The 16,704-nt window shown below is 70.8% G+C and carries 15 protein-coding genes; 7 read left to right on the top strand and 8 right to left on the bottom strand.

Annotated features, from left to right (window positions below; all coding sequences use genetic code 11):
* Positions 1-5 precede the first annotated feature (5 nt).
* Positions 6-992, bottom strand: a complete 987-nt coding sequence (locus OHN19_RS09365) for a DMT family transporter (RefSeq protein WP_330263737.1) — start codon at positions 990-992, stop codon at positions 6-8.
* 81 nt (positions 993-1,073) lie between these two features.
* Between OHN19_RS09365 and OHN19_RS09360 the strand changes: the two genes are divergently transcribed.
* Positions 1,074-2,120 (top strand): LysR family transcriptional regulator, encoded by a 1,047-nt coding sequence (locus OHN19_RS09360; RefSeq protein ID WP_330263736.1) that lies wholly within the window; start codon positions 1,074-1,076, stop codon positions 2,118-2,120.
* On the opposite strand, the gene OHN19_RS09355 is transcribed toward OHN19_RS09360, so the two are convergent.
* The gene (locus OHN19_RS09355) at positions 2,035-2,889 is read right to left on the bottom strand and encodes an aminoglycoside phosphotransferase family protein (RefSeq protein WP_330263735.1); all 855 of its coding nucleotides are present in this window, start codon (positions 2,887-2,889) and stop codon (positions 2,035-2,037) included. The two genes, OHN19_RS09360 and OHN19_RS09355, sit on opposite strands and share 86 nt — an antisense overlap.
* 201 nt (positions 2,890-3,090) lie before the next feature.
* On the opposite strand from OHN19_RS09355, the gene OHN19_RS09350 reads away from it, so the two are divergent.
* From OHN19_RS09350 to mgt, 4 genes are all read left to right on the top strand, one after another.
* Positions 3,091-4,023 carry a sugar ABC transporter permease gene (locus tag OHN19_RS09350; RefSeq protein WP_330263734.1) on the top strand — a complete coding sequence of 311 codons (933 nt, stop codon included), beginning with the start codon at positions 3,091-3,093 and terminating at the stop codon, positions 4,021-4,023.
* Positions 4,020-4,853, top strand: coding sequence for a carbohydrate ABC transporter permease (locus tag OHN19_RS09345; RefSeq protein ID WP_330263733.1), 834 nt, complete (start codon positions 4,020-4,022; stop codon positions 4,851-4,853). The genes OHN19_RS09350 and OHN19_RS09345 overlap by 4 nt, the downstream gene beginning before the upstream one ends.
* Positions 4,853-6,124, top strand: coding sequence for a sugar ABC transporter substrate-binding protein (locus OHN19_RS09340; RefSeq protein ID WP_330263732.1), 1,272 nt, complete (start codon positions 4,853-4,855; stop codon positions 6,122-6,124). Before OHN19_RS09345 ends, OHN19_RS09340 begins: the two co-directional genes overlap by 1 nt.
* 74 nt (positions 6,125-6,198) lie before the next feature.
* On the top strand, positions 6,199-7,401 hold the full coding sequence (mgt, locus tag OHN19_RS09335; protein WP_330263731.1) for a macrolide-inactivating glycosyltransferase: 1,203 nt from the start codon (positions 6,199-6,201) through the stop codon (positions 7,399-7,401).
* 72 nt (positions 7,402-7,473) lie between these two features.
* Here mgt and OHN19_RS09330 read toward each other — a convergent pair whose 3' ends face one another.
* Positions 7,474-9,741 carry an MMPL family transporter gene (locus OHN19_RS09330; RefSeq protein WP_330263730.1) on the bottom strand — a complete coding sequence of 756 codons (2,268 nt, stop codon included), beginning with the start codon at positions 9,739-9,741 and terminating at the stop codon, positions 7,474-7,476.
* 234 nt (positions 9,742-9,975) lie between these two features.
* On the opposite strand from OHN19_RS09330, the gene OHN19_RS09325 reads away from it, so the two are divergent.
* Both OHN19_RS09325 and OHN19_RS09320 read left to right on the top strand, forming a co-directional pair.
* Positions 9,976-10,524, top strand: coding sequence for a DUF1697 domain-containing protein (locus OHN19_RS09325; RefSeq protein WP_330263729.1), 549 nt, complete (start codon positions 9,976-9,978; stop codon positions 10,522-10,524).
* Positions 10,525-10,583: 59 nt separating this feature from the next.
* Positions 10,584-11,603 carry a ketopantoate reductase family protein gene (locus OHN19_RS09320; protein WP_330263728.1) on the top strand — a complete coding sequence of 340 codons (1,020 nt, stop codon included), beginning with the start codon at positions 10,584-10,586 and terminating at the stop codon, positions 11,601-11,603.
* Positions 11,604-11,610: 7 nt separating this feature from the next.
* Here OHN19_RS09320 and OHN19_RS09315 read toward each other — a convergent pair whose 3' ends face one another.
* The 5 genes from OHN19_RS09315 to OHN19_RS09295 form a co-directional block, all read right to left on the bottom strand.
* Positions 11,611-12,348, bottom strand: coding sequence for a sirohydrochlorin chelatase (locus OHN19_RS09315; RefSeq protein WP_330263727.1), 738 nt, complete (start codon positions 12,346-12,348; stop codon positions 11,611-11,613).
* 5 nt (positions 12,349-12,353) lie between these two features.
* Positions 12,354-13,232 (bottom strand): ABC transporter permease, encoded by an 879-nt coding sequence (locus OHN19_RS09310; RefSeq protein ID WP_330263726.1) that lies wholly within the window; start codon positions 13,230-13,232, stop codon positions 12,354-12,356.
* On the bottom strand, positions 13,219-14,028 hold the full coding sequence (locus OHN19_RS09305; RefSeq protein ID WP_330263725.1) for an ABC transporter ATP-binding protein: 810 nt from the start codon (positions 14,026-14,028) through the stop codon (positions 13,219-13,221). Before OHN19_RS09305 ends, OHN19_RS09310 begins: the two co-directional genes overlap by 14 nt.
* Before the next feature lie 13 nt (positions 14,029-14,041).
* Positions 14,042-15,145: an aliphatic sulfonate ABC transporter substrate-binding protein gene (locus OHN19_RS09300; protein ID WP_330263724.1), complete on the bottom strand. Its 1,104-nt coding sequence runs from the start codon at positions 15,143-15,145 to the stop codon at positions 14,042-14,044.
* A gap of 222 nt (positions 15,146-15,367) precedes the next feature.
* Positions 15,368-16,702 (bottom strand): sulfate adenylyltransferase subunit 1, encoded by a 1,335-nt coding sequence (locus OHN19_RS09295; RefSeq protein ID WP_330263723.1) that lies wholly within the window; start codon positions 16,700-16,702, stop codon positions 15,368-15,370.
* Between the last annotated feature and the right edge of the window lie 2 nt (positions 16,703-16,704).

The following is a 16,704-nucleotide window of genomic DNA, read 5'->3' as shown; positions in this document are numbered from 1 at the left end:
GACCCTCACGGGAGCAGAGCCGGCGGGGCGGGCGCCGCGGTGTCGCTCGATGGCGTACCTGGGCGCCCGATGTCCTCCCCGGGGGGTCGGACTTCCCCGCGGCGCACGCCGGTCGCGCGGTGGGCGCGCTCCACGGACTGCCCCCAGTAGGTGCCGGTGACCATCAGGACCGCGCCCAGCCCGGTCAGTACGGTGAAGTGCTCGCCGCCCAGGGCGACACCGACCGCGGCGGCCCAGATCGGCTCGGTGCCCAGCAGCAGACTGGCCCGGCTGGCCGAGGTGCGCTGCACGGCCCAGGTCTGGGCGAGAAAGGCGAACACACTGCAGAACAGGGCGAGATAGACCAACTGGGTCCAGGTGGCCGCATCCGCGTGGGCCAGGGTCGGCAGGGCCCGTGCGGCGGGGACCAGGAACAGGGCGGTGCCCACGAGGGTCTGCACGGTCGTGAGGTGCAGCGGCCGTATCGCCCGCCCCGCGGTGAGCCGGCCGACCAGCGCCACATGGCCCGCCCGGACCACGGCGGCGCCGAGCATCAGCAGGTCGCCGAGGCGGGGCGCGTGGAAGCCGTTGCCCGCCATGAGGAGTCCGACGGCCAGGACGCACAGGCCGGCCGCGGCGTAGAAGACGGGCGGGAGGCCGCCCCGGTGACCGGTGCGGTCCAGAAGGGGGGTGAGGACGATGGTCAGGCTGATGATGAGGCCCGCGTTGGCGGCGCTGGTGTGGGCGACACCGTAGGTCTCCACGATCAGGACGGCGGCCTGGGTGAGGCCGAGGGGAAGGCCGGCGCGCAGTTCCTCGCGCGTCCACCGGCGCGGCCCTCGGCCAGGGGCGGCGACGACCCCCAGGCAGGCGAGCGCGGACAGGGCGTAGCGGGCGAAGAGCACCAGCAGGACGGGGAGAGCGGAGGTCGCGGTCTGGGCGGACAGATAGCTGGAACCCCAGACGAGCGCGACCAGCAGGAGTACCGCGTCGGTACGGCGGGCGTCGGACACCCGACCCACACTGCACCCAGCTGTCTCTGAAGCCCAGAACCAGTTCCTTCAACGATCTTTTAGCACTCCTACACTGTGGTGATGGACGAACGTCAGCTGCGGATCCTGCGGGAACTGGGCGAACTGGGCAGTGTCACCGCGGTCGCCGAGGCACTGCTGGTGACCCCGTCGGCCATCTCCCAGCAGTTGCGGCTGTTGCAGCGCTCGGTGAAGGTGCCGCTGACCGAGCGTGACGGACGCCGGCTGGTGCTGACCGATGCCGGGCAGGCCCTGGCTGGCGCGGCCATCGAGGTGGAGACGGCACTGGCACGCGCCCGGCACACGGTCGAGGAGTTCGTGGACCGCCCCGACGGCGAGGTGTCGGTGGCGGCGTTCCACAGCGCGGCTGCGGCCTTCTTCCCGCTGCTGTTGCGGTCACTCGCCGGCACCGACGGCCCGGTGCCGAGGCTGGCCGACGAGGACGTCCCGCAGGAGGACTTCCCCCGCCTCACCCGCGCCTACGACATCGTCCTGGCCCACCGCCTGGAACACGCCCCCGCCTGGCCGCCCACGGTGACCGCCACCACCTTGCTGCGCGAACCCCTGGACGTGGCCATGCCCGCCGATCACCCCCTGGCGGCCAAGCGCCGGGTGGCCCCGAAGGACGTGGCCGGCGAACCCTGGATCACGGTCCACGACGGCTTCCCGGTCATGGCCACCATCGAGGCGATCGGGGCGGCAGCGGGCCACCGACTCCACCTGGCCCACCGCATCAACGAGTTCGCGGTGGCGGCGGAGGCGGTGGCGGCGGGAGGCGGCCTGGCGTTGATGCCCAGGTGGACGATGCGCCGACATCCGGACCTGGTGCTGAGACCCTTGAGCGGCGTCCAGGCGAGACGCCACATCGACGCGCTCTACCGCCCGGAGAGGACGGCGAAACGGGCGGTCAGGACGGTGTTGGCGGAACTGAGGAGGGCGGCGCTTCTCATTCAGGGTGAACAGACTCCCCAGGGGCGCGGGGAACTGCGCGACCAGCCACGAACGACCCGCACCCGCCCACCGGTCAGAACGAATACCACCGCACAGTCGCATCCCCGTCCCGCAAAGAACGCACCCTCCGCTCGAACTCCACCAACGCCTTCGGATTAGTGGGCGCATGCTGCGCCACCCACGCACAACTCGCCGTCTCCCGAGCTCCCCGCAGCACCGCACACCCCTCCCACTCCCGCACATCCCACCCGTACGCAGCGGTGAACGCGTCATAAGCGGCCGCAGGCACCCCGTACCGATCCCGGGACAGCGCCATCACCACCAGATCGTGCTCCCGCAGATCCGAGGAGAAGGTCTCCAGGTCGACCAGGACCGGCCCGGACGGCCCCACATGCACATTCCGGGGCAGCGCGTCCCCATGGATCGGCCCCGGCACCAGATGGGGCGTCACCGCGGCCACCGCCCCCGCGAAACCGTCCCGCCGCTGTCGCAGATACTTGGCGTCGGCGGGTGAGATCGCGTCCCCCGCGAGCCGCAGCCACCGTTCCACACCCCCCAGCAACTCGCGGCGAGGCAACGCGAAAGGCGGGGCCGGCAGCGCGTGCACCACCCGCAGCAGTTCGGCCAGATCCCGTGGCTCGGCGGGCCGTACGGCGTCCGGCAGCCGGTGCCACACCGTCACCGGGTGCCCCTGGACCAGTCGCGCCTTCGGCTCGGCCGCGCGTACCGCCGGCACCCCCGCCTCCGCGAGCCACACCGCGATGTCCAGTTCCCGGCGGGCCCGGTCGATCAGCTCGGCGTCGCGGCCGACCTTGACGACCAGGTCGCCGGCGGCGAAGACGGCGTTCTCGCCGAGCGCGAGCAGCGGCGCCGACGCCGGCAGCACCCCCGCCGCGTCCAGTACGTCCCGCGCCCGTGCCTCGTCCATCGTCCGGCCTCCAGTCCGCCGTAGGTCCGCAGGCTCGCGTGCGCCACCGGGAACGGCGTCATCGAGCCAATCATCGGCCAGTCTCGCATCAGCACAGGTCGGCCCGTGTGCGCGCGGTCTTGACGGGGCATGGCGCGGTCACGACCATGACGGGGCCCACCGGACTCGTACCGTCACGATCCGCGCGAAGGAGCCGATCACGTGACAGTGGTGACCGCGACGAAGCGGCCGGCGCGCGACGCCCCGCGTGCAGGGAACAGGCGGACGTCCGACCGTGGGGCCTGGTTCCTGGTGCTGCCCGCGCTGATCCCGATCCTGGTGCTGAGCGTGGGCCCCCTGCTCTACGGGATCCTGCTGGCCTTCACCGACGCGCAGTCCGGCCGGACCCGGGCCACGCAGTGGATCGGCGGTCTGAACTTCCAGGACCTGCTGCACGACACGCTGTTCTGGGAGTCGTTCCGGATCGGCCTGGTGTGGGCGGTCGGCGTGACCGTCCCGCAGTTCCTGCTGGCACTCGGTCTCGCCCTGCTCCTCGACCAGGACCTCAAGCTGCGCTGGCTCGCCCGCGCCCTCGCCATCATCCCGTGGGCCATGCCCGAGGTCGTCGTCGGTGTGATGTGGCGGCTCGTCTACAACCCGGACGCCGGTGTCCTCAACGAGACCCTCCGCACCTTCGGCCTCGGCGACGGCCGGGACTGGCTCAGCGGCCTGTCCACCGCACTGCCCGCCGTGATCGTCGTGGGGGTCTGGGCCGGGATGCCCCAGACCACGGTCACCCTGCTCGCCGGCCTCCAGAACACCCCGCGCGAGCTCCACGAGGCCGCCGCGATGGACGGCGCGGGCGCCTGGCGCCGCTTCCGCACCGTCACCTGGCCCGCCCTGAGACCGGTCGCGCTCGCGATCACCGCGCTCAACTTCATCTGGAACTTCAACTCGTTCGCGTTGGTGTACGTGCTGACCAGCGGCGGTCCCGGGGGCCGGACCCGTCTCCCGATGCTCTTCGCCTACGAAGAGGCGTTCCGCTACGGGCAGTTCGGCTACGCGGCCGCGATGGGACTCGTGATGGTCGCCGTGGTCTCCCTGCTCCTCGCCCTCTTCCTGGTGGGCCGGCTGAAGGCAGGTGACGAGGCATGAGGACCAGCACCACCGGCCGCGTCGGCCAGTACGCCGCCCTCCTCGGATATCTCGTCTTCCTCGCCTTCCCGTTCCTCTGGCTGGTCTCCACCGCCTTCAAGTCCCCGCGCGAGCTGGGCAGTCTGCACCCCACCTGGATCCCGCGGCACCCCACCCTCGACAACTTCCGCCAGGCCTTCGACGAACAGCCCCTGCTGCGCGCCGCCGGCAACTCCCTGCTGGCCGCACTCGCCGCCGCCGTGATCGCCGTACTGATCGCGACACCGCTCGCCTACGTCATGGCCCGGCGCCGCACCCGGCTCGCGAAGGCAGCCACCGGCTGGGTGGTGGTCAGCCAGGCCTTCCCCCTGGTGCTGGTGATCATCCCGCTGTTCCTGGTGCTCAAGGAGCTGCGGCTGATCAACTCCCTCGCGGGGCTCGTGATGGTGTACGTCGTGTGGGCGCTGCCGTTCGCGCTGTGGATGCTCGTCGGATACGTGCGTGCCGTGCCGACCGAACTGGAGGAGGCGGCCGCCGTCGACGGTGCCGGACGCCTCAGGACGCTGGTGTCGGTGACGGCACCGCTGCTCGCCCCGGGGATCGTGGCGACGGCGCTGTTCGCCTTCATCACCGCGTGGAACGAGTTCTTCTTCGCGCTGGTCCTGCTGAAGACGCCGGAGAAACAGACCCTGCCGGTCGTCCTCACCCACTTCATCGGCGCGGAGGGCGTCGCCGACCTGGGCCCGCTCGCGGCCGCCGCCTTCCTCGCCACCCTTCCCTCGCTGATCATCTTCGCGATCATCCAACGGCGCATCACAGGAGGCATGTTGGCCGGGGCGGTGAAGAGCTGATGCGCGCACGATGGATCGTCGTCCTCGCCCTGCTCCTCGCGGGGTGCACCGGCACGCCCGACTCCGACGGCGACCCCGTCACCCTCCGCTTCCAGTCCCTGGCCTGGCAGGAGGAGTCCGTCGAGGCCAACAAGGAACTCGTCAAGGAGTGGAACGCGACCCATCCGCATGTCAAGGTCGAGTACGTGCAGGGGAGTTGGGACAGCGTCCACGACCAGCTGCTCACCTCCTTCGAGGGCGGCGAGGCGCCGGACATCATCCATGACGCCTCCGACGACCTCGCGGACTTCGCCTACGGCGGCTACCTCGCCGACCTGAGCGACCTGCTGCCCGGGCGGCTCAAGTCCGACATCCCGCAGCGGAGTTGGGACACGGCCACCTTCGGCGACGGCGTCTACGGCGTGCCGTTCCTCCAGGAACCCCGGGTCCTGATCGCCAATGCCAGGTGGCTGAAGGAGTCCGGCGTACGCGTCCCGACCCCCGAACACCCCTGGAGCTGGGCCGAGTTCCGGCGGATCACGGACCAGCTCAGCGGGGCCGGGAAGTACGGCGTGGCCTGGCCGCTCAAGGAGCCCGTCTCCGCGACCCTCAACCTCTCCCTGTCGGCGGGCGGACAGCTGTTCCACCGGGGCGACGACGGCAAGGTCACCATCCGCTTCGAGCAGGCCGACCAGACCGTGCCGCGCACCATCCACGACCAGGCGAACACCGACCACAGCGCCTCGCCCACCACCCTCGGCGGCGGCGGCTCCGACACCCTGCCCGGCTTCTTCGGCGGCAAGTACGCGATGGTCCCGCTCGGCTTCTCCTACCGCCAGCAGATCGCGCAGCAGGCGCCGAAGGGCTTCCGGTGGCAGGTGCTGCCCGCCCCGGCCGGCGCCGACGGACTCACCCAGGGCGTCAGCCCGCAGACCCTGTCCGTCGCCGAGGACAGCCCGCACAAGAAGGAGGCGGCCGCGTTCATCGACTTCCTCCTCCAGCCGGAGAACATGGTCCGGCTGGCGCTCGGGGACTGGATGCTGCCCACCGGCACGGCGGCCCTCGAGGACCCCGCCCTGCACACCGCGAAGGACGGCTGGGCGACGGGCACCGCCCTCGCCGCGCACCTCCGGTCGGCACCCGCACAGTCCGTGCGCGGCTACCCCGAATGGAAGGACAAGGTCGCCACCCCCGCCTTCCAGGAGTACTACAGCGGCGCCATCGGCCTCGGTGAGCTGCGCAAACGCCTGGAGGAGGACGGCAACCTGGTGCTGGCCCGCTACCAGCGCTGAAACCCGGTGCCCACGGGAGCACCGTCACGCAATCCTCCTTGTACGAGACGTCTCGTCTCGTCTATGCTCCCGGCATGACCAGTCGCTCGCACATCGCCATGTTCTCCGTCGCCGCCCACGGCCATGTGAACCCCAGCCTGGAAGTGATCCGCGAGCTCGTGGCGCGGGGGCACCGGGTCACGTACGCCATTCCGCCCCTGTTCGAGGAGAAGGTCGCCGAGACCGGTGCCGAGCCCAGGCTCTGGAACTCCACGCTGCCCGGACCCGACGACGATCCGTCGGCCTGGGGCTCCGAACTCCTCGACCACGTGGAGCTCTTCCTCGCCGACGCGATGCAGGCCCTGCCGCAGCTCGTAGAGGCCTACGACGGCGACGAGCCCGACCTCGTGCTGCACGACATCACCGCCTACCCGGCCCGGGTCCTCGCCCACCGCTGGGGAGTCCCGGCGATCTCCCTCTCGCCGAACCTCGTCGCCTGGGAGGGGTACGAGGAAGAGGTCGCCGAGCCCATGTGGGCGGAGCCCAGGAGCACCGAACGCGGGCAGGCCTACTACGCCCGTTTCCAGCGGTGGTTGGAGGAGAACGGAGTCCGGCTGCACCCGGACGCCTTCGTCGGCCGCCCCGACCGCTCGCTCGTCCTGATCCCCAGGGCCCTCCAGCCCCACGCCGACCGGGTCGACGAGCGGGTGTACACCTTCGTCGGGGCCTGCCAGGGCGACCGCGGCGCGCAGGGGGAGTGGCAGCGGCCGGCCGCGGCCGAGCAGGTGGTGCTCGTCTCCCTCGGCTCCGCCTTCACCAAGCGGCCCGACTTCTACCGGGAGTGCGTCAAGGCCTTCGGCGACCTCCCCGGCTGGCACCTCGTGCTCCAGGTCGGCAGCCATGTCGACCCGGCCGAGCTGGGCGCCGTACCGGACAACGTCGAAGTGCGTTCCTGGGTACCGCAGTTGGCGATCCTCAAGCAGGCCGACCTGTTCGTCACCCACGCCGGCGCGGGCGGCAGCCAGGAGGGACTGGCGACCGCCACGCCGATGATCGCCGTACCGCAGGCCGTGGACCAGTTCGGCAACGCGGACATGCTGTGCGGGCTCGGGGTCGCCCGGCGGATCGACACCGAGGACGCGACCGCCGAGGCGCTGCGGGAGGCCGCCCTCGCGCTGGTCGACGATCCCGAAGTCGCCCGGAGACTCAAGGAGGTTCAGGCGGACATGGCCCAGGAGGGCGGCACGCGCCGGGCGGCCGACCTGATCGAGGCCGAACTCGCCGCACGCCGTGCATGAGTGAGGGCCCGTTGACACCCCGGTCGCCAACGGGCCCTCGGTATCGGGGGGTTCGGCCCCCGCCGTGGAGGGTCAGACCCTCACACGCTCACCCTCGTCGTCCCGGGCCGCGGGGGCCGCCACGGCGTCCGCGGTCTCGTCGTGGGTGAGGTCCGGCAGCCGGTTCAGCCACTTCGGCAGATACCAGTTGCGCTCCCCGAGCAGTGCCATGACCGCCGGGAGCAGCACACCCCGGATGATCGTCGCGTCGATGAGGACCGCGGCCGCGAGACCCACGCCCATCTGCTTCATGGACTGCATGGACAGCGTTCCGAAGATCGCGAACACGGCGACCATGATGACGGCGGCGCTGGTGACGACACCGGCCGTGGTGACCACCCCGTGCTGGATCGCGTCCTTCGTCGTACGGCCCCGCAGCCGCGCCTCGCGGATCCGCGAGACCACGAACACGTGGTAGTCCATCGACAGGCCGAACAGGATCACGAAGAGGAACAGCGGCAGCCAGGTGATGATGGCGCCGACGCCCTCCGCGCCCACCAGGGACGCACCCCAGCCGTGCTGGAAGACCGCGACGAGAATGCCGTAGGCCGCGCCCACCGACAGCAGGTTGAGCACGATCGAGGTGATCGCGACGGTCAGCGAGCGGAACGACAGCAGCATCAGCACGAAGGCGAAGACCACGACGAACGCGAACACCGGCACGACCGCTCCGGTCAGCTGGTCGTTGAAGTCCTTGGAACCGGCGACCTGTCCGGTGATCGGCGCCTCGAGCCCGTCGACCTTGCCGAGCGTGGCCGGACGCACCTCGTCGCGCAGCTTGTCCAGGCTCTGCCCGGCCTTGTCGAAGTCGGAGCCACCCACCAGCGGGACGTACACGAAGGCCAGGTTCTGCGCGTCGTGCAGTTTGATCTCGACCGGGCCGCGCGAGGCGCCCGAGGAGATCGCCCTCGCCTTGAAGTCGGCCAGCGCGCCGGTGACTTCGGGGGCGTTGATGTCGGCGGCCTTGACGACCACCTCGGCCGGCTCGGAACCGCCCGGGAAGGCGTCGTTGACCCGGTTGTACGTCTGCACGATCGGCAGCGAGTCCCCGAACTCCTGGTCCAGGGTGAGGTTCTGCGTCTTCATGCCGAGCGCGGGTGCCGCGATCGCGAGCAGCGCGCCGGCCGCGACCACGACCGAGACGACCGGCTTCGCGAGGACGCCCTTCAGCACGGCGGTCCAGAACCGGCTCTCCCGGTTGCCGGCCGCCCGCTTGCGGCGCAGCTTGCTCTCCGGGTGCAGGAAGGGGATCTTGCCCTTCTCGACCCGCTCGCCGAGCAGCGAGAGCAGCGCGGGCAGCACGGTCACGGAACCGACCATGGCGACCGCCACGACCATCAGCGAGGCCAGGCCCATCGCCTCGAACTCGGCGAGCCCGGTGAACAGCATCCCGGCCATCGCCACGCACACCGTGACACCCGAGACGATGATCGCGCGCCCACTGGTGGCGGCGGCGATCCTGAGGGCGGTCTGCGCGTCCCGTCCGGCCTGCCGCTCCTCGCGCTCACGGCGCAGATAGAACAGGCAGTAGTCGACGCCCACGGCCAGACCGACCAGCAGCATCACGGAGTTGGCGGTGTCGCTCATCGGCATCACATGGCTGACGATGCCCATCAGACCCATCGTCGCCATGATCGCGCTGACCGCCAGCAGCACCGGCAGCAGCGCCGCGACCAGCGCGCCGAAGGCGATGAGCAGGATGCCGAGGGCCACCGGCACCGCGGAGAGCTCGGCCTTCTCGAAGTCGTCGCCGAACGCGTCGTCGAACGTCTTCATCATGCTCGCGCCGCCGATCTCCTCGATCCGCAGCGACCCGTGCTCCTTCTGCACCCCCTCGACGGCCTTCAGCACCGGCTCGACCCGCTCCCCGGCGGTGTCCGCCTCGCCGCGCATGTCGAACTGCACGAGTGCGCTGCGGCCGTCCTTCGAGATCGTCTTCGTGTCGTACGGCGATGTCACGTCCGTGACCTTGCCGGTGCTCTCGACCGCCTTCATCACCGCGGCGACGGCGGCCCTGAAGTCGGCGTCGGTGGCCTTGCCGCCGGCGTCCTTGGCCTGGATCAGCACCGTCTCACTCGCCGGCTCGTCGATCCCGGCGTCCTCGATGATCTTCGCGGCGGTGTGGGTCTCCCCCTTCAGCTGGTCGCTGTCCTTGACGTCGACCCGGCCCGCCGCCGAGCCGAGTCCCATCGCCAGGACGACGAACAGCACCCAGATACCGACGGCAGCCCATCGGTGCCGTGCGCTCCAGCCGCCGGCCCGGGCGGCCAGGCCCCGCACCCTCGTGTCTCCGTTCCCCATGACGGGCTTGCCCCCTAGGAAGCGGTGGCAGCCCCCTGCCGCCACCTTTCGCTTCGAAGGTATGAGCTGGATAAATCCTTCTCGTCGTGCTGTCCGGTGAAGTGCGGGGGCCGCCGGCTCCTCCCAAGGGACCGCGCCCCCTCCGTACTGGGGAGGACCGTGACCCTTACATCTAACGGACCTTGTGCGGGGCGGTGATCGGGGTCCGCGCGAGACCCGTCCTAGGGTGGGCGCATGACGACCACGTACGCGGCGCTGCTGCGCGGAATCAACGTCGGCGGCAGCAGGAAGGTCCCCATGGCCGACCTGCGCACGCTTCTGGAAGACCTCGGCTTCAGCGGGGTACGCAGCTACCTCCAGAGCGGCCAGGCCGTGTTCACCGCCGACCACGGTGACGAGGAGTCCCTGGCCGCCGAACTCGCGGGCGCGATCGAGAAGCGGTTCGGCTTCCCGGTCGACGTGCTCGTCCGCGACCACGCCTACCTGACGGCCGTCGTCGACAACTGCCCCTTCCCGGCGGCCGAGTTGGAGGCCAAGCAGCTCCACGTCACCTACTTCTCCGCACCCGTCGACGAGGACCGCTTCGCGGAGATCGACCGCGCCGCCTACCTCCCCGAGGAGTTCCGCCTGGGCGACCGCGCCCTGTACCTCTACGTCCCGGACGGCCTCGGCCGCTCCAAACTCGCCGAGCACCTGTCGAAGCCGCGGCTGAACAAGGGCGTGATCGCCACGAGCCGGAACTGGAACACGGTCGTCAAGCTGGTGGAGATGACCGGCGGCTGACCGCACCGACTCCGAGTGCGGGGTGACAGGGGCTCGTGCCGCTGTGCGAGGCTCCTCCCATGCGCTACATCATCATCGGGGCAGGGGCGGTCGGCGGGGCCGTGGGCGGGCGGCTCGCGGGGGCCGGGCACGAGGTCGTGCTGGTCGCCCGGGGTGCGCAGTACGCGGCGCTCAGGGACGGCGGACTGCGGCTGCGGGTGCCGGACGGCGAGTTCACGTACCGGCTGCCGGTCGTGGACGGACCGGCCGGACTCGGCATCCTGCGCGCCGACGACGTGCTCGTCCTCGCCGTGAAGACCCAGGACACCGAGGCCGCCCTGGCCGCGTGGGGCCCGGCCCCGGTCGAGGGCGGCGGCACCGCGGCCGCGCGGCTGCCGCTGCTGTGCGTGCAGAACGGCGTGGAGGGCCAGCGGGTGGCCCTGCGCCGCTTCCGGCACGTGTACGGCGTCTGCGTGTGGCTGCCGGCCACCTTCGTGACCCCCGGGGTCGTCTCCGCCGCGGGCAGTCCGCTCACCGGCATCCTGCACCTGGGCGTCCATCCGCGCGGCACCGACGAGACCGTCCGGCTGATCGCCGCCGACCTGGAGAAGGCGAGGTTCGAGGCGCCGGTCGTGCCGGACCTGGCCCGATGGCAGTACGCCAAACTGCTGTCCAACCTCGCCAACGCGGTCGAGGCGGTCACCGGTCCCGTCGAGGGCGAGGCGGCGCTGGAGTTCGTCGAGCGGGTCCGGGCGGAGGGCGCGGCCGTCCTCGACGCCGCCGGGATCGCGTACGCGAGCGCCGAGGAACAGCGCGCGCGACGCGGCGACAAGGTCACCCTGCTGCCCCTGGCGGACGCCCCGCGCGGCGGCGGCTCCTCCTGGCAGTCCCTGACCCGCGGCACCGGCACCGTCGAGGCCGACTACCTCAACGGCGAGATCACCCTCCTGGGCCGCCTGCACGGCGTCCCGACCCCTCTCAACGAACTCCTCCAGCGACTCGCCAACACCTTCGCCCGCGAACACCGGGAGGCGGGATCGATGCCCCTGGCCGAGCTGGTCCGGCTGGCCGACGAGGCCGAGGCCGCCGTAGCCGCGTAAGAACCCCTCACGCACTCACAGGCAGCGACAGCGCCCCCGCCGACGCCGTGTCGTACCGCCGGAGCAGCACCCGTGCCACCTCCGGCGCCGCCCCCAGCACCTCGGCGAGCACGTCCGCGTCCGCCGCGCCCCGCGCGATGCGGTCCGGGAGGAAACCGGGGGCCAGGACGTACGGTGCCACGGCCACCCGCGCACAGCCCAGAGCCCGCAGTTCGCGCACCGCGTCCTCGGTGCGGGGCAGGGCCGCGGAGGCGAACGCAGGCCGCACGGCGCACCAACCGGTGTGCCGCCACTCCCGCGCGATGTCAGCGATCACTGCGATCGCCTCCGGGTCGGTGGACCCCGCCGAGGCCAGCACGACCCCGGTCGAGGACTTGTCGGCGGGCGTCAACCCCGCCTCGTACAGACGGCGTTCGAGCGCGGACAGGAGCAGCGGGGACGGACCCAGCACCTCCGCCTGCCGGATGCGCAGCTGCGGCGGCGCGTCCCGCAGCACCGCCGGGATGTCCGCCTTCGCGTGGAACGCGCGGGTCAGCAGCAGCGGAAGGGCCACCACGTCCCGTACGCCCTCCGCCGCCAGCGACTCCAACACCCCTTGTACGGAAGGGATGTTGAAGTCGAGGAAGCCGGTCTCCACCCGCACCCCGGGGCGCAGCGCGCGCACCCGCCGTAGGAGAGCGTGCACCGTCGCGGCGTGCCGCGGATCGCGGCTGCCGTGGGCGATGACGAGGAGGACCGGCTTCATCGGGATCAGCTCTTCACCAGCAGACCGCGGCTGCGCAGCACCCACCGCTCCAGCGGGCTGAAGATCAGCAGGTCGATCGCGATGCCGACGAACAGGATGAGCAGGATCGCCTCGAACACCATGGCCATGTCGCTGTTGGTGCGGCCGTTCTCCAGCAACTGGCCGAGGCCCACGCCCAGGTCGGGGAACTGGGCGATGATCTCCGCGGCCATCAGCGAGCGCCAGGAGAACGCCCACCCCTGCTTGAGGCCCGCCACATAGCCGGGCAGTGCGGCCGGCAGGGTGACGTGCCAGATGCCCTTGATGCCCGTCGCCCCCATGGTGCGGCCCGCCCGCAGGAACAGCGGCGGCACCTGGTCGACACCGGACACCAGGCCGTTGGCGATGGAGGGGACCGCGCCGAGCAGGATCACCGCGTACATCATGGAGTTGTTCAGGCCCAGCCAGATCACGGCCGGCGGCACCCAGGCCACCGACGGCAGCGACTGGAGGCCGGACAGGATCGGGCCGATGGCCGCGCGGATGAACTTCACCCGGGCCACGATCAGGCCCAGCGGGGTGCCGATGAGCAGGGCGAAGAAGAAGCCCAGCAGACCGCGCGAGACGCTGGTCCAGATGTAGCCGAGCAGATCGCCCGCCAGCCAGGCGTCCTTGAAGGTGGCACCCACCGCCGAGGGCGAGGGCAGCTTGGAGGGATCGTCGACGATCGGGTACAGCAGGGTCCAGACCACGAGGACCAACGCGAGCGCGATGACCGGCGGCAGGATCTTGCTGACCAGGGTCTGCCGGAGGGTCGGGCGGCCGGTGGTCCGGGTCTCCAGTGCGTCGAGGCCCGCCTCTACGCTGCCGGCGTCCTGGGCCGGTGCCGTGTCAGTGCTGGCCATGACGGCGGATCTCCCCACGCAGTTCTTCGGTGATCTCACGGGCCAGTTCGGCCACGGGCGCGTCCTCGATGCGGCGCGGCTGCGGGATGTCGACCGTCCACTCGCGGGCGATCCGGCCCGGGCGGGAGGACAGCAGGATCACCCGCTGTGCGAGCCGCACCGCCTCACGCACGTTGTGCGTGACGAACAGGACGGAGACCCCGGTCTCCTCCCAGATCCGGGTGATCTCGTCGTGCAGCACGTCCCGGGTGATGGCGTCGAGCGCCGCGAACGGCTCGTCCATCAGCAGCAGGTTGCTCTCCTGCGCGAGCGCCCGCGCCAGGGCCACGCGCTGGCGCATACCGCCCGACAGTTCGTGGACGCGCTTGCCGTACGCGCCCTTCAGCCGGACCAGTTCGAGCAGCTCCTCGGCCTTGCCACGCCGCTCGGGCTTGGGAACTCCCCCTAGCTTCAGGGCGAGTTCGATGTTCTTGCCCGCGGTGAGCCACGGGAAGAGGGCGTGCTCCTGGAACATCAGGGCGGGGCGGCCGTCCGTCGTGATGGACCCGGCGGTCGGGCCGTCGAGCCCGGCCACCAGGTTCAGCAGGGTGGACTTGCCGCAGCCCGAGGCCCCCAGGAGGGTGACGAACTCGCCCGGCGCGACATCGATGCTGATGTCGTCCAGGACGAGCTGCTGTCCACCCGGTCCCGCGAAGGACTTCGAGACGTGATCGAGGCGTGCTGCGTACTCGACGGACTCGTCGGCCTTGGCGAGCGTCGTGGTCGTGGCCATGGTCGTCACCTCCTGGGAACTCATCGGGGAACGGGGGTCAGCTGGTGCCGAGACCGGCGGCGTCCACCGTGGACTCCCCGTCGGCCTTGAGGACCTTGTTGAGGATCGTGAGGTCGTAGATCCCGTTCAGGTCGGGCTTCTTCAGCAGACCGGCCTTGACCGCGTGCTCGGCCTCGGTGTTGAGGGTGGCGGCCAGCGGGTCGTTGGTGAACTGGATCGACTTCCAGGCCGGGTCCAGGACCTCGGGCTTGAGCGCCTTGCCGGAGTCGGCCTCCAGCTGCTTGTTGGCGGCCGCCTTCGCCTCGTCCGGGTTGGCGTTGATCCACTTGTTGGCTTCCACCGACGCCTTCAGGACGGCCTCGACCGCCTTCGGGTGCTCCTTGAGGAAGTCCTGGCGCACGATGATGTTCGTGATGACGAACTTCTTGTCCGGCCACAGCGACGCCTCGTCGAGCAGCACCTTGCCGCCCTCGGCGACCAGCTTGGACGCGGTCGGCTCCGGCACCCAGGCACCGTCGATGGAACCGGCCTTGTAGGCGTCCGGCGTGATCTTGTTGTCGGTGCGGACGACGGTGACGTCACCCTTGCCGCTCTGCGCGTCGACCTTCCAGCCCTGGTCGGCGATCCAGTTGAGGAACGCCACGTCCTGCGTGTTGCCGAGCTGCGGCGTCGCGATCTTCTTGCCCTTGACGTCCTTGAGGGACTTGATCTTGTCGGGGTTGACGACCAGCTTCACACCGCCGGACGCGGAACCGCCGATGATCTTCAGGCTCTTGCCGCCCGACTTGACGTAGCCGTTGATCGCCGGGGAGGGGCCGATCCAGCCGATGTCGATCGACTTGGAGTTGAGGGCCTCGATCTCGGACGGACCGGCGTTGAAGGTCGCGTACGACGCCTTGGTGGCGCCCAGCTCCTTCTGGAAGAAGCCCTTGTTCACGCCCACGAGCGCGGTGCCGTGGGTGAGGTTGCCGAAGTAGCCGATCTTGACGGAGTCGAGTCCGTCGATCTTCTTGGCGCCGGCGGCGACCTTGGCGGTGTCGGTGTCCTTCGACTCGGAGCCGTAGCCGCACGCGGCGAGGGTGAGCAGCGGGAGCGCGGCGATGACCGCGAAGGAGCGGCGCAGAGCGGATGAAGCAGGCACGGGAGGTGTTCCTCTCGGAGGCCCGGCGGTCACGGTCTTTCAGGTCGTGGCCGGGAGGTCGGCAGGTTTGCGTCTACGGCTGTGGGGGGACGGGGCGCGCAAGCGGTGCGCGTACGTCAACGCACACATCGCGCCACTCCGCCCTGCCCGCTGCCGAGCGCGCCGCTGCCTACGCGGCCGCCCTCCTTCGCGAACGTGGAGTAGTAGTCGACGGAGTTCATGTCAGAAGTCCCACCCGTCGTCCTCGGCCTCGTCCTTGACGGGCTCCGGGGACGCGAACGACTCGCCGACCATGCCCGCGGTGAGCGTGGTGCCGTCGTTCGGGTCGATGAGGATGAACGAGCCGGTGCGCCGCGAGTCCGAGTAGGAGTCGACGGGCAGGGGTTCGGCGGTACGGATCTTCACCCGGCCGATGTCGTTGGCGACGAGCTGTCCCGGGTGCGGGTGCAGGGACAGGTCGTCGAGCGTGAGCCGGGACGGGATGTCCTTCACGATCGCCTTGACCGTGCGGGTGCCGTGCTTGAGCAGCACCCGGTGACCGACGGTCAGCGGGGCGTCGGCCACGTGGCACACGGTCGCCTCGATGTCCTGGGTGGTCGGCGGGGCGTCCTTGCTGGGCACCAGCAGGTCGCCGCGCGAGATGTCGATGTCGTCCTCCAGGAGGATCGTCACCGACTGCGTCGTCCAGGCCACGTCCACCGGCTCACCGAGCAGGTCGATACCGGCGATCTTCGTGGAACGGCCCGAGGGCAGCACCGTGATCTGCTCACCGACCCGGAACGAACCGGCGGCGATCTGACCGGCGTACCCCCGGTAGTCGGGGTGCTCGGCGGTCTGCGGCCGGATCACGTACTGCACGGGCAGACGCGCGTGGCAGTGGCTCAGGTCGTGGGTGACCGGGACCGTCTCCAGGTGCTCCAGGACGGTCGGGCCGCCGTACCAGTCCATGTTCGCGGACGGCTCCACCACGTTGTCCCCGGCGAGCGCCGAGATCGGGATCGCGGTGACCTCCGGGACGCCCAGCTCGGTCGCGTACGCCGTGAACTCCTCGGCGATCGCGGCGAAGACGGACTCCTGGTACTCGACCAGGTCCATCTTGTTGACCGCGAGCACCACATGGGGCACCCGCAGCAGCGCCGCGAGGGCCGCGTGCCGGCGGGTCTGCTCGACGACCCCGTTGCGGGCGTCGATGAGGATGACCGTCAGCTCGGCGGTGGAGGCACCCGTCACCATGTTGCGGGTGTACTGCACGTGGCCGGGGGTGTCGGCGAGGATGAACCGGCGCCTGGGCGTGGCGAAGTAGCGGTAGGCCACGTCGATGGTGATGCCCTGCTCGCGCTCGGCGCGCAGCCCGTCGGTGAGCAGCGCGAGGTCGGGCGCGTCCTGCCCCCGGCTCAGGGAGGCGCGCTCCACGGCCTCCAGCTGGTCGGTGAGGACCGACTTGGAGTCGTGCAGCAGCCGGCCCACGAGCGTGGACTTGCCGTCGTCGACGGAGCCCGCGGTCGCGAACCGCAGCAGGGTCGTCTCCGAGAGCACCTCGGAAGTGGTCGTGCTCATCT

Source organism: Streptomyces griseorubiginosus (genome assembly GCF_036345115.1).
Classification (GTDB): domain Bacteria; phylum Actinomycetota; class Actinomycetes; order Streptomycetales; family Streptomycetaceae; genus Streptomyces; species Streptomyces griseorubiginosus_C.
This window is presented reverse-complemented; position numbering and strand designations above follow the sequence as displayed.